Source organism: Raoultella sp. T31 (assembly GCF_002806725.1).
GTDB lineage: Bacteria > Pseudomonadota > Gammaproteobacteria > Enterobacterales > Enterobacteriaceae > Klebsiella > Klebsiella electrica.
The window spans coordinates 31,915-44,875 of record NZ_PIBO01000032.1 but is presented as its reverse complement, the minus strand read 5'-3'; the positions used below and the strand labels follow the sequence as shown (position 1 = coordinate 44,875).

The window sequence follows — 12,961 nt, the reverse complement described above, 5'->3', positions numbered from 1 at the left end:
TTTCAGGGGGCATAATGAGCCAGGTGCTAATAACAGGGGCTACCGGGTTGGTTGGTGGGCACTTACTTCGAATGTTAATTCAGGCGCCGGGCATTGCGGCGATAACTGCCGCAACCCGCCGCCCGCTGGCGGATGCCGAGGGGGTGCTGAATCCCCATGCCCCTCAACTGAGCGATGCGCTGGCGCAGGTTGTTGACCCCGTCGATATCGTGTTTTGCTGTCTGGGGACTACGCTGCGAGACGCGGGCAGTCAAGCCGCCTTCATTCAGGCCGATTACCGGCTGGTGGTGGATACTGCGCTCACCGGGCTACGGCTGGGCGCGAAGCACATGCTGGTGGTCAGCGCGATGGGGGCCAATCCGCATTCGATGTTCTTCTACAACCGCGTTAAAGGCGAAATGGAAGAGGCGTTGCGTGCGCAGCCGTGGAGGCGTCTGACGATTTTGCGCCCGTCGATGCTGCTGGGCGATCGCGAGAAAAAAAGGGCAAACGAAGCGGTGCTGGCACCATTGTTCCGACTGCTGCCGGGAAACTGGAAATCTATCCCTGCCCATGAGGTGGCGCAAGCGATGCTGAGCGAAGCGCTGACCCCTGGACGGGAAGGCGTGACGATTCTGCCATCGGCAAAACTGCGTGAAATTGCGACCCGCGAAGGGTAGTATTCTGCGCTTCACATCACCACATCCTTCCTGGGGAATACTATGGCTGGTCAGTCTTCATCTCGGGCGGCATCACCGTTTCAATGGTGGAAGCCCGCGCTGTTTTTTCTCGTTGTTATCGTTGGCCTGTGGTTCGTTAAATGGCAGCCTTACTATGGCAAGGCGTTTACGGCCGCAGAAACCCACAGTATCGGCAAATCAATTCTGGCCCAGGCCGACGCTAACCCGCTGAAAGCGGCATGGGACTACGCGGTGGTCTACTTCCTGGCGGTCTGGAAAGCGGCGGTGCTGGGCGTGCTGCTCGGTTCGCTGATTCAGGTGCTGATCCCACGCGACTGGCTGCTGCGTACGCTGGGTCAATCGCGATTTCGCGGTACGCTCTCAGGTGCGCTGTTTTCTCTGCCCGGTATGATGTGTACTTGCTGCGCCGCACCGGTCGCGGCGGGAATGCGTAAGCAGCAGGTATCGATGGGCGGCGCGCTGGCATTCTGGATGGGCAACCCGCTGCTGAATCCGGCAACGCTGGTATTTATGGGCTTTGTGCTGGGCTGGCAGTTTGCCTTGATTCGCCTGGTTGCCGGGCTGGCAACGGTGCTGATCGTGGCGACGCTGGTGCAAAAATGGGTCAAAGAGGCGGCAACGCAACCGTCAGACCTTCCGGCTGTCGGTGATACCGCACAGGGGCCTTTTTTCACCCGCTGGCTGAGCGCGCTCTGGACCCTGTTCTGGAACACTATCCCGGTCTATATTCTGGCGGTCCTGGTGCTGGGAGCGGCGCGCGTCTGGCTGTTCCCGCATGCCGATGGCGTCGTGGGGAATACCCTGTTCTGGGTGATAGCGATGGCGATAGCCGGCTGTCTGTTTGTCATCCCTACCGCAGCGGAGATCCCTATCGTCCAGACCATGATGCTGGCGGGAATGGGGTTTGCCCCGGCGCTGGCGCTGCTTATCACGTTGCCTGCGGTCAGCGTGCCGTCGTTGATTATGTTGCGTAAGGCTTTTCCGGCGAAAGCGCTGTGGCTGACCGGTGGGCTGGTGGCGCTGTGCGGTGCGGTGACTGGCGGACTGGCGCTGATATAACCCTCCCGGGTCGCGGCGTAAACGCCTTACCCGGGCTACGGGATTGGTGGCGCTGTGCGGTGCGGTGACTGGCGGACTGGCGCTGATATAACCCTCCCGGGTCGCGGCGTAAACGCCTTACCCGGGCTACGGGATTGGTGGCGCTGTGCGGTGCGGTGACTGGCGGACTGGCGCTGATATAACCCTCCCGGGTCGCGGCGTAAACGCCTTACCCGGGCTACGGGACCGGTGGCGCTGTGTGGCGCGCTGGCTGGCGGGCTGGTGTTGATATCGTTCTCCCGGGTTGCGGCGTACACGCCTCATCCGGGCTACGGGATTGGTGGCGCTGTGCGGTGACTGGCGGACTGGTGTTGATATCGTTCTCCCGGGTCGCGGCGTAAACGCCTTACCCGGGCTACGGGACCGGTGGCGCTGTGTGGCGCGCTGGCTGGCGGGCTGGTGTTGATATCGTTCTCCCGGGTTGCGGCGTACACGCCTCATCCGGGCTACGGGATTGGTGGCGCTGTGCGGTGACTGGCGGACTGGTGTTGATATCGTTCTCCCGGGTCGCGGCGTAAACGCCTTACCCGGGCTACGGGACCGGTGGCGCTGTGCGGTGCGGTGACTGGCGGACTGGGGTTGATATCGTTCTCCCGGGTTGCGGCGTACACGCCTTACCCGGGCTACGGGACAGCACATTCGTAGCCCGGCTCAGCGTAGCGCAAGCAGGGGGGCGCGTTTATTTGATATAGGTAAAGGCGGTGGTGACGCGCGACACGCCGCTGACCCGGCTGGCAATATCTGCCGCCGCGCGACCTTCACGTTCCGTGACCAGACCCATCAGGAACACTTCGCCATTCTCGGTCGTTACTTTGACGTTTGACGATTTTACCTGATCGGATCCCAACAGCTGAGAGCGCACTTTTGTGGTAATCCAGGTATCCGAAGAAGCGGTACCTAAACCAATCGGCTGGCCCTGACGCACTTCGTTAAAGACTTCCGTTGTCCCTTCGACGCCCATCGCAATTTGCTTCGCGCGCGCGGAGAGGTCTGCCACCGGAGACTGACCGGTCAGCAGGACTTTACCCTGATAGGCCGTCACGTTAATCCGGGCCTGCTTCTTAATTTGCTCGTCTTTCGACAGCGCGCTGTTGACGCGCAGTTCCAGCGTACTGTCATCAACCTGAGTACCTACCGTACGCGGGTCCGTGGCGGCTTTGGTGCCGACAGCGGCCGTTCCGACTACCGCTGCGGCAACGCATCCTTGTAGCAGTAGCGCAGAAAGAATGATGGCAAGGGGCGAGAGAGCCTTCATGTGTTCTCCTTAATCGTCCTGGTGTGGAAAAAGCGTGTTATCAATTAAATCGCACAGGCAGTTAACGGTGAGCATATGCATTTCCTGAATTCGCGCGCTGCGATGGGACGGAATGCGGATTTCGACATCCTGCTGCCCCAGCAGACCCGCCAGCTCACCGCCATCGTAGCCGGTAAGTGCGACGATGGTCATATCGCGGGTGACCGCAGCCTCAACGGCTTTCACGATATCCCGACTATTGCCGCGTGTGGAAATAGCCAGCAGAACATCACCTGCGTGGCCTAGCGCGCGAACCTGCTTGGCGTAGATTTCGTCATGCAGGCGATCGTTGGCAATTGCGGTTAAGACCACATTATCGGTATTTAGTGCAATGGCGGGTAAACCAGGACGCTCTGTTTCAAAACGATTAATCATGCTGGCAGCAAAATGCTGTGCGTTGGCGGCAGAGGTGCCATTGCCACAACAGAGGATTTTGTTGCCATTGAGTAACGACTGAACCAGGGTCAAGGCCGCACGAGAGATGGCATCCGGGAGAGCTTCCGCTGCTGCAATTTGGGTTTGAATGCTTTCAGTGAAGCAGGCTTTAATTCTATCGAGCACGGGATCCCTTAATTCATTTACGCTATTCGCCAAAGGCGTTTTTCAGCCATTGGATGTCGTTTCCGGTGAAGGCTACCACATCGAAACGGCAATCCACAGTGTCAAAGCTCCCATTCTGTCGGGAGAGCCACAGGCGAGCAGCCTGGAGGAGTCTTTGTTGTTTTTTTTGCGTGACGCTGGAGGCGGCATCTCCGTAGCTTGCGCTGCGCCGATAGCGCACCTCCACAAAAACGGTTACCGCGCCATCGCGCATGATGAGGTCAATTTCGCCACCTCGCTCACGAGCGTTGGCGGCGATAAAACGCAGACCCTGGCTTTCCAGCCACCGGCGAGCCTGGTTTTCCCAGGCATCTCCGGTCTGTTTGGTTAGTTGGCGGCGACAATCTGTCCGCGCTGGTACTTGAGCCATGACAATTTCCTGTTGATCACGCAGTCCTGCGTGGCCGTCAAATCGCCGGTGTTACCGTTCAGCTCGAAGCCCGGCGTCTGGCGCATCTGGGCGAAATGGTTAGCCAGCGACCAGGCATCCGCGCCCATCGCATACAGGCGCGCCAGCGAATAATCGTTACGCACGGCGGTGAGCGCCTGCTGCATCAGCGCCGGGTTGCTGCCGGCCAGCATCGGGATCTCACTATACTGCAAACCTTCCATCTCAAGGCGGAAATCCGGACCGGCAGTGCCCTGGGCGCTACGGGAGCTGGCGTACAGGGTGACATTACTCTGACTGCCGTTGCGCAGGGCGATCATGGGTTTGATATAGGCAATCTGTTCCGGTGTCGCCAGGATCCAGGCGGCATCGACGCCACCGCTACTGCTCACCGGAGCCTCTTCCGGGTTGCCGGTGGCGCTGTCAGCCGCCGACGGCAGCGTAGAAACGGGCGTTCCGCTCAGAGAGATACCGCTGTTGACGCTGGATTTCAGCTCGGAAGTTGAGCCGAAGCGCTGCTGCAGGACGGTACCACCGCCCAGTTTTAACCACTCGTTGGCAAAGGCGCTCACTACGCGATCGCCGAGTGCGCCGCGAGGCACCAGCAGCAGCGGCGTTTGTTTGCCCTGATCGTGAATATGGCGCGCCGCGTCACGGGCCTCATCTTCCGGGGAAAGGGCGAAATAGCAAATATTGGCGCGGTTTTCGACTTTCTCCGGCTGGTTCAGCGCCAGCACGTTGAGCGAGGTGTTGCTCTTGATGACATCCTCGACGTTATCTTTGAGCAGCGGGCCGACGACGAGGGTGGCGCCATCCTGCTGTACCTGCGCGAGCAACTGACTCATGGGTTGCGCGGTGGTGTCGTAAATTTTCAGTTCAGCCGCAGGATTGGCTGGGGCCGTGGCAACCGTCTGGGCCTGCGGGGCGGTGACCGCGGGTTGAGCGCTCGTCGCGCCGGTATTGCTGGTGGCTGGCTGATTCGGCGCCACGGCGGCCTGAGCGGCGGTCGGTGCCGTCACCGGAGCCGGTGCCCGATCGGCTGCCGGCGCCTGCACAGGAGCCGGCGTGGTATTGGCCGAGGTCAGGTCGCCTACTTCTGCCTGCGAAGGGCTTACGACGTCGCTACTGGCGACCTGCGCAACCTGGGCAGGAACGGCGCTTCCGGCAACGGTTGGCGCGCCATTTTTCGCTGCTTCAAATCCCTGCTGAATGGTACGGCCGAAGACGGCGGCCTGGCCGTTGAGCGGCAGCAGGAGCGCAATCTTATTGGTTGAAGCCGGTTTATAATTTTGCATATTCACCAGCGCCGTTGGCAACATTTTCGCGCCAGGGTTCTGCGGATAGCGGGTTTGCCAGTCTTTCACGCCGGCTTTGAGCAGAGTGGGATCGTTACGGTTGTCAAACCACATGTGTTGCAGATCCAGCCATCCCTGGAGCACGTTTTCATCGGCATTGATGATCAGCGCGTTAGCCTGATCCTGGGTCATTGAGGTGAGCGCTTTCCAGGTCGCGTCGATATTCTGCTGCTGTTGTTTCGGCTGACTCAGCAGCGCCTGCCGGGCGATCAGGGCGCGCAGCAGGGTAATTGACGGGCGGCCCTGACTGGCATCAATCTGCGCCTGCCAGTATCGCGGCTGCTGATTGTGCTCAAAACTGGCAGGATCGAGCTTAGCCAGCAGCGCCTGAGCGCCCTGGAAATCGTTCTGCGCCAGCTTCACTTCGACGGCCAGCAGGGATTGTTCGCGGGTCTGGGTGCTGTTGAGATTAGACGGCAGCTGGTTGAACAGATCGATGGCCTGCTGTTTTTTGCCTTCCTGCAACAGTGCACGAATGGCGAGTAATTGCCAGTTGGTCTTGCTATCATTCGAACTTTGCTGCATTTGCTGGAGGTAGTAACTGGAATCTGCCTGTGCCGTACCCTGTAAAAACGCCGTGCTTTGATCCGGGGTATGGGTGCCGCAGCCAGCGAAGATCAATGCAGCCAGCAGTACGGGCAGACAACGCGCGGGTTTAGAACGAAGAAATGTTGACGGTACCATATGTATCCAGTGATATTTTTTTGGCTCAATGCTCAATATTAATTCGGCAATACGGACGAGACAATGAAACAACACGAATCAGCAGATAATTCTCAGGGGCAGCTCTATATTGTGCCCACTCCGATCGGAAATCTGTCTGATATCACGCAGCGTGCCCTGGAAGTGCTACAAGCCGTTGATTTAGTTGCTGCGGAAGATACCCGCCACACCGGTTTGCTGCTCCAGCATTTTGCGATTAACGCCCGTTTATTTGCGCTGCACGACCATAATGAACAGCAAAAAGCTGAAACACTTCTGGCGAAATTAAAAGACGGGCAGAACATTGCGCTGGTGTCTGACGCCGGGACACCGCTGATCAACGATCCTGGCTATCACCTGGTACGGGCCTGTCGCGAAGCGAATATCCGCGTGGTGCCGCTTCCGGGCCCCTGTGCCGCCATTGCGGCGTTAAGCGCGGCGGGCTTGCCTTCCGATCGTTTCTGCTACGAAGGGTTCCTGCCGGCAAAATCAAAAGGGCGCCGCGATACCCTGAAAGCACTGGAAGAAGAGCCGCGCACGATTATCTTTTACGAATCAACCCACCGCCTGCTGGAAAGCCTGGAAGATATCTGCGCGGTGCTGGGAGCGTCCCGCTACGTGGTGCTGGCGCGTGAGCTGACCAAAACCTGGGAATCCATTCACGGTGCGCCCATTGGCGAGCTGCTGGCGTGGGTGAAAGAGGATGAGAACCGGCGTAAAGGCGAGATGGTGCTGATCGTCGAAGGGTTTAAAGCGCAGGAAGAGGCCCTGCCGGCAGTCGCGCTGCGCACGCTGGCCCTGCTGCAGGCGGAACTGCCGCTGAAAAAAGCCGCTGCGCTGGCCGCGGAAATTCACGGCGTGAAAAAAAATGCGCTATATAAATATGCCCTGGAGCAGCAGGGATAAGAGACAGGCCCGGGAACTCCGGGCCATTGATCTCTTATTGGATCGGCGTAGCTTCAAAAACCAGCGTTTGCAGCGGCTGTAGCGTAATCACCACGGCGTCCTGATATTGCTCCGGAACCGTTGGGTTACTGCCGTAGCGAGCGGTCAGAGTGAACCGGGTTGCTTCGCCCTGAGGAATTTCAAAGTCTTTGGTCAGGTTCAGGTAGTAACTTTGCGCTTTATCCGCAGGGTTACGCAGCCCCAGTATCGCCTTGTCTTTGCTCCAGGAGGCCCAGCCATATACCTCAAGCGCCGTCGGATCGCCGCCGACCCAGTGTGTATCCACCAGTACGCGGGCATTCTCACGCGACCATTTTGCCGCCTCTGCCAGAACGTCCCACTTGGCTTTGTTCAACATGGACGGCGTGATGTAAAGCTCTTGTAGCTGGGTTCCCGTGGCGAAATAGCTCCACACCTGATCGGCAAAATCGCTGTCGGTCTGCACTTTTTCCAGTCCGTAATAGGCATTCTCTGCACTGACAATGCCATGATACATCAAGGAATTAAGCGGGAATAACGGCCCCTTACGCACGATCGAGCGCCAGGTTTCCGCGTCGCGATAGGTCATCCACTGCTGTACCGGCGTTCCGGGACCGTACAGATTGATATCATCGCCCTGACGCCAGATTGAATCAGCGTAGAACAGCCACGACGGGCTGGCATCGGTGCCGGTCGTCAGGTTGATGAACAGGTTCGGGTTGGCGCTACGCATGTTGTGCAGCAGGGCGATGGAGGCATCGAAATCGGAAGCAAACGGACTACCCTGAATATGCGAGTTGGCGTTGCCCATGCCGTCCAGTTTGAAGGAGGTGATGTGTTCGTTCTTAATCAGACGGGCGATCTGTTCATTGAAGTTCTTGAAATAACGAGGCCCGGAGAGCGCAAATTTACCGTCGACCGTTTCAAAACCATACTCTTTGGCATGAGAGACGCGAATATCGCGCGGTTTATTGTAACCGCCCCACGGCGAGAGCCATAAACCAACCGAACTATGCAGGCTGTCCGCTTTCTCCCTGACCTTACTGAAACCCTGGCTGAATGCCGGGCCAAATAACCATCTGCCGGTACGATCGTCCCAGCCATCATCCAGCAGGAAAGCATCGAGAGGTACGCCGCGGCCGGTAATAAACGCCTTATCCCATTCATCCATACGCCTCAGCACGTCCTGCTCGGTGTAGGTGGTAAAGAAGCCGATGTCCATCCAGCTATTGTAGTGGAGGTAGGGTTTATAAGGGCGCGGGCGAACGGCATTGATAAACTGGTTAACGCTGCGGCGCAGCTGGCTGGTTTCTGCCACGGTGCCAAACCAGGTGGTATAGCTCACCGGCGTTTCTGGCTGGACGGGCGTTTTAAGTTCGACGTTGAGATGGGTGGTGCCTTCATAGGCATAAGTATTGACGACAGGCTTATTCGGCAACATGAAAAACGTATCGGCAATAATCGGCGAACTGTTAATTGCGCCATCCACATAAGGCGCCTGCGCCTGCTTTTTGGTCGGGAAGAAGGTGATTTTCGCGACATTCTGCGCTTTACCCACGGCGGCAAGGGTGTAATCGATACTGGCGTACTTGCCTTTCAGCAAATTCAGCGTCATGGTCACGTTGAAATCAGGGTGAGCGTACTCCACCACCAGCGCATTCTCTTTTTTCTCAACGTGTCTGATTTTAAAGTCGGCCGCATGGATAACGGTCTCGTCCGGCAGCGTCAGAAAGAATGGCTCCTGAGGCGACAGCTGATGGCCGGAATGGGTATCTTTAACCACCACAGCCGAGCTGGCATCATCGAATGAGAAAGCCATACTGTCGTTATTCAGGGCATAGTTCGCCGCAAAGGCGCTTTGTGAAATAAACAGGGCGAGCAACGAAACATTGAGCGCTTTTTTCATGGGGCAGAGGTCCTTTGTTTTCGTTTTATCAGCGTTATCCTGTCGGGAATAACGCTGTGGGACAGAGGCGTATCATGACCGCCTGCGAAAGCGATCAGGCTTCAGCGGGGAGCAGTAGACGACTGGCTGAGCCGCAGACGGTGATTTTGTGTCTGACCACCTCTTTCATGGCATCCATACCGACGCGCATGTAGTAGCGAGGATCGTTACCCTGCGGATTTTCGGCGAACCATTTTTTGACCGCCGCGGCGAAGGCGATTTTTAGCTCGGTGGCGACGTTGACTTTACATACCCCCAGCTCGATGGTGCGGCGGACGTAATCGTCAGGTACGTCGCTGGCGCCGTGCAGCACCAGCGGTACATCCACGACCTCACGGATTTCCGCCAGACGCTGGAAGTCGATTTTTGGCGTTTTGCTATAGAGCCCGTGGGCGGTGCCGATAGCCACCGCGAGGCTGTCAACACCGGTCAGTTCAACAAACCGTTTTGCCTCCTGCGGATCGGTCAGAAAAGCGCTTTCAGCATCAACGCTCATGTCATCTTCCACGCCGCCCAGGCGTCCGAGTTCTGCCTCTACGCTGCAATCACGGGCATGGCAAAAATCCACGACCGATTTCACCAGCCGGACATTCTCAGTAAACGGGAAATGGCTGCCATCGATCATGGCGCTACGGACGCCGGCATTCACTTTACGGGTAATATCTTCCAGCGATTCATGATGATCGAGGTGCAGCGCCAGCGGCATGTCGTAGGTGGTGGAGTAAGCGCTGCATAGTGCATAGATCTCCTCCAGCGCGATGTGCTTAAACGTGCCCGGCGTCCCTGCGAGGATCACCGGCGATCGCATTTCACTGCAGACTTCGAGGATCGCCTGGATCGTCTCGGCGTTATGAATGTTGAATGCCGGGACCGCATAGCCTTTTGCCTGGGCGTCCAGCAGGAGATATTTTGTTGAAATAATACTCATGATGCGTTCCTCTCAAGCATTCCAGGGGTGAATGACGACACCCTGCACCACGCGGTTAACCGTACCGCTGGCGGAAGGGGTATCCGGCGTATTGCCAACGCGGATAGATTGTGCGAGCGCAAATGTCTGGGCGTACATCAGAAAGCAGAACGCCTGCTCAACATCGCTGAAGACGCGGGAAGCCGACGGTAAAAGGATGTGTGAGCCAGCTTTGACAGCGGCAGCGCTTTCGGCGGCTATCGCCACCACGCGCATGGCCTGGTTGTCACGACGCAGTTCGGCCAGTAGATCGAGATCGTACTGACGGGTATAGGGATGGCTGGACACCATCACCACCACCAGCGTTTCACTATCCACCAGCGATTTAGGGCCATGGCGGAAGCCGACCGGAGAGTCATAAAATGCCGCCAGTTTGCCGGCGGTCAGCTCCAGGACCTTGAGGGCCGATTCACGCGCCGCGCCCTGTAATCCGCCGCTGCCAAGATAGACGATCCGTTTCCACGGCTCATCACCAAATACACCATCGCTAAAATCACCCAGCGACGTGAGGATCGTTTGGCAACGATCCGCCACGTCACGGAAGGTTTTGCTGTTGATCTTCTCCGGCGCGAATACCGCAAGGCAGCTTGCCATCATGGTGGTGATACTGCTGGTCATTGCGAAGCCGCGGTCGTGTGTTTCTGCCGGCATCAATAGCGCAAAGGCGTTATCGCTGTTCACCGCATTTTGGTACAGGTTGCCGGCTTCATTACAGGTAATCGACAGGTGGTAGCATTCCGGTACGAACTGATTGGCCAGCTCAACGGCGGCGACGCTCTCCGGGCTATTGCCGGAGCGGGCGAAGGAGACCAGCAGCAGCGGATGCGCGGCGTTAAAGTAGTCCATGGGGTTGCTGACCAGGTCAGTGGTCGGGATCGCGCTGATATTTTTTCCGCTCTGGCGCGACAGCCAGGGCGCGATGATCTCGCCGATAAAGGCAGAAGTGCCAGCACCAGTCAGGATAATCCGCAGATCGTTTTTGCGCAGCAGCGGGGCGAGGAAGCTGTCGATCGTTGCTCGATTATTGTCGATGTTGTTGAGTGAGCGAAGCCAACAGGAGGGCTGTTGACGAATCTCTGCTTCAGTCCAGGTGCCAGTTGAGGCACAGGCGGCGGTATAGGTTTCAGGCATAACTCAGTCCTTAGTCGTGTGAATTCCACATCAGACGCTGGCAAAAATGTCGCTATCTTTCGTTTCGTTTCACTTATTCATGTGATCAGTTAGATAAAATCTATAGGAAAGAAATCGAAAGTTCAATGAAAGCTGTTGGAAATAAAACGAAAACTGTGATCTTTGAGAAGATTTTGTTTTTAACATTATGATAAATAATGTTTTATTTAATTTTATTATCTGTTTTTCACTATTTCAGAAAGAAAAGGAAAGGCCTTTCGGCACCAGGTCGAAGGCCAATGTGATGCATAACGAAAGGATTAAAGAGGGAGAGCCTGTCCCTGAACCCAGATCTTTTGCAGATGCAGGTTGTCATCCAGCGCAATAACGTTCGCGCATTTTCCCGTCCGCAGCGATCCCAGCCGATCGTCGATACCCAACAGACGAGCAGGGTGGAGCGATGCCATATGAATGGCCTCTTCTGGCGCGGCCCCTGCTTGTTCAACCATGTTGCGAACGGCGGCATCAAGAGAGAGCGTGCTGCCCGCGAGGCCACCGGCAGCGGTACGTACGATGCCCTTACGCATTTCTACCTCTTCGCCGCACAGTGAATAGTGGCCATCCGGCATGCCGGCTGCCCGCATCGCATCGGTGATCAGGACCAGCCTCTCTTTGGCGCAGCGGCAACACAATTGCATGGCGGCAGGGTGGACATGATGGCCATCGGCGATAAGTTCCAGCCATGCGTGCTGGCTGGTTAACCCGGCACCGACCATCCCAGGCTCCCGATGATGTAATCCGCTCATGCCGTTGTAGCAATGCACCAGCCCATCGGCGCCTGCGGTAAATGCCGCTTGGGTCTGTGCATAGGTAGCGGCGCTATGGCCCAGCATGACGCGGATACCCTGCTGTTTAAGATGGTGAATCGCCCGTATGGCATCCGCTTTTTCCGGCGCCAGGGCCACGACCCGCAGCGTTTGCCGGGAGCGAGCAATCAACGTATCCAGCTCGGCGATATCCAGTTCGCGGAACAACTCAGGGGGATGGGCGCCTTTATTCTCTGGCGTGAAATAGGGGCCTTCAAGATAGCTCCCCAGTACCAGGGCGCCGGGGCCGCCGGAAAGCGTGCGCCGGGCTATACGTTCCAGCGCACGGTGGATGGCCTGCAACGGCGCGGTGACGGTGGTGGGGAGCCAGGCTCCCACTCCCTCGCGAATTTTATACATCGCCAGCCTGTCGAGTGCTTCCGCTGCCTCGTCCATCACATCCATGCCCGCGCCGCCGTGAACATGCGTATCGATGTAGGCCGGGCAAAGCAGATCGGCATCGCGAGCGGTGACGCCAACCGGGATGGGCTCGATGGCGGTCATTACGCCCGCGTCCATACGAAGCTGATGATCGGCAAGCCAGCCCTGCTCGGTTAGCAAGCGTCTGGCACGCAGAATGTGCGTCATATTCCTTCCTCAACCGGTTTTTCTTCGCGACAGCGCGCCAGTTCATCGACCAGACTGGTTAACCCGCGATGCCCGCATTCCAGCGCCTGCAGGCGAAACGCCTCGCTGTTCAGCCCTTCTCGTTCCAGCACCATTTCAAGCACTAGCTGCAAATTCGTGCCGGTAATCACCTCGCGCCCGGGTTTTTGCATTGCCAGCGTCGAGGCTACGCGAAAGGGGGTTCCCCCCAGGAGATCGGTCAGAAAAACGATATCGTTCTGCGCATCCAGTGCGTTGACTGCCTGCTCAAGCTGCGCCGTCAGCAGGGCTGTGGTTGAGGTTTCTGGAAAGTCGATAGCAATAAACTGCGATTGTTCACCCAGAATTTGCTTCATCGCCATTTCCATACCGCTGGCAAAGCCGCCATGCCCCGTCAAAATAATGCCTAACATCGAATACCTCTTT

Annotated in this window: 12 protein-coding genes; 3 read left to right on the top strand and 9 right to left on the bottom strand. The window is 57.5% G+C overall.

Translation table 11 applies throughout. The annotated features are described in order from the left end of the window. Window positions 1-14 precede the first annotated feature (14 nt). Both CWM52_RS19040 and CWM52_RS19035 read left to right on the top strand, forming a co-directional pair. On the top strand, window positions 15-659 hold the full coding sequence (locus CWM52_RS19040) for an NAD(P)H-binding protein (RefSeq protein WP_100685534.1): 645 nt from the start codon (window positions 15-17) through the stop codon (window positions 657-659). A gap of 42 nt (window positions 660-701) precedes the next feature. Next, complete coding sequence (locus CWM52_RS19035; protein WP_100685533.1) at window positions 702-1,739, top strand: permease; 1,038 nt, start codon at window positions 702-704, stop codon at window positions 1,737-1,739. Window positions 1,740-2,457: 718 nt separating this feature from the next. On the opposite strand, the gene dolP is transcribed toward CWM52_RS19035, so the two are convergent. From dolP to CWM52_RS19015, 4 genes are read right to left on the bottom strand one after another with little or no spacing between them, the layout of a single operon-like run. Beyond that, complete coding sequence (gene dolP / locus CWM52_RS19030) at window positions 2,458-3,033, bottom strand: division/outer membrane stress-associated lipid-binding lipoprotein (RefSeq protein ID WP_100685532.1); 576 nt, start codon at window positions 3,031-3,033, stop codon at window positions 2,458-2,460. A 9-nt stretch (window positions 3,034-3,042) separates the two neighbouring features. Further along, window positions 3,043-3,633 carry a DnaA initiator-associating protein DiaA gene (diaA, locus tag CWM52_RS19025; RefSeq protein ID WP_004868024.1) on the bottom strand — a complete coding sequence of 197 codons (591 nt, stop codon included), beginning with the start codon at window positions 3,631-3,633 and terminating at the stop codon, window positions 3,043-3,045. A 22-nt stretch (window positions 3,634-3,655) separates the two neighbouring features. Then, complete coding sequence (locus CWM52_RS19020) at window positions 3,656-4,042, bottom strand: YraN family protein (protein WP_100685531.1); 387 nt, start codon at window positions 4,040-4,042, stop codon at window positions 3,656-3,658. Further along, window positions 4,000-6,099 carry a penicillin-binding protein activator gene (locus tag CWM52_RS19015; RefSeq protein ID WP_100685530.1) on the bottom strand — a complete coding sequence of 700 codons (2,100 nt, stop codon included), beginning with the start codon at window positions 6,097-6,099 and terminating at the stop codon, window positions 4,000-4,002. The genes CWM52_RS19020 and CWM52_RS19015 overlap by 43 nt, the downstream gene beginning before the upstream one ends. A 63-nt stretch (window positions 6,100-6,162) precedes the next feature. Here CWM52_RS19015 and rsmI point away from each other — a divergent pair, with 63 nt between their 5' ends. Continuing rightward, window positions 6,163-7,023: a 16S rRNA (cytidine(1402)-2'-O)-methyltransferase gene (gene rsmI, locus CWM52_RS19010; protein WP_100685529.1), complete on the top strand. Its 861-nt coding sequence runs from the start codon at window positions 6,163-6,165 to the stop codon at window positions 7,021-7,023. 34 nt (window positions 7,024-7,057) lie between these two features. Here the strand turns inward: rsmI and CWM52_RS19005 are convergent, their stop codons facing one another. The 5 genes from CWM52_RS19005 to agaF form a co-directional block, all read right to left on the bottom strand. Then, on the bottom strand, window positions 7,058-8,947 hold the full coding sequence (locus tag CWM52_RS19005) for an enterotoxin (RefSeq protein ID WP_100685528.1): 1,890 nt from the start codon (window positions 8,945-8,947) through the stop codon (window positions 7,058-7,060). A 94-nt stretch (window positions 8,948-9,041) separates the two neighbouring features. Next, window positions 9,042-9,914 (bottom strand): tagatose-bisphosphate aldolase subunit KbaY, encoded by an 873-nt coding sequence (kbaY, locus tag CWM52_RS19000; protein ID WP_100685527.1) that lies wholly within the window; start codon window positions 9,912-9,914, stop codon window positions 9,042-9,044. 12 nt (window positions 9,915-9,926) lie between these two features. Next, window positions 9,927-11,084, bottom strand: coding sequence for an SIS domain-containing protein (locus CWM52_RS18995; protein WP_100685526.1), 1,158 nt, complete (start codon window positions 11,082-11,084; stop codon window positions 9,927-9,929). A 299-nt stretch (window positions 11,085-11,383) separates the two neighbouring features. Continuing rightward, the gene (nagA, locus tag CWM52_RS18990) at window positions 11,384-12,517 is read right to left on the bottom strand and encodes an N-acetylglucosamine-6-phosphate deacetylase (protein ID WP_100685525.1); all 1,134 of its coding nucleotides are present in this window, start codon (window positions 12,515-12,517) and stop codon (window positions 11,384-11,386) included. Beyond that, on the bottom strand, window positions 12,514-12,948 hold the full coding sequence (agaF, locus tag CWM52_RS18985) for a PTS galactosamine/N-acetylgalactosamine transporter subunit IIA (protein ID WP_100685524.1): 435 nt from the start codon (window positions 12,946-12,948) through the stop codon (window positions 12,514-12,516). Before agaF ends, nagA begins: the two co-directional genes overlap by 4 nt. Between the last annotated feature and the right edge of the window lie 13 nt (window positions 12,949-12,961).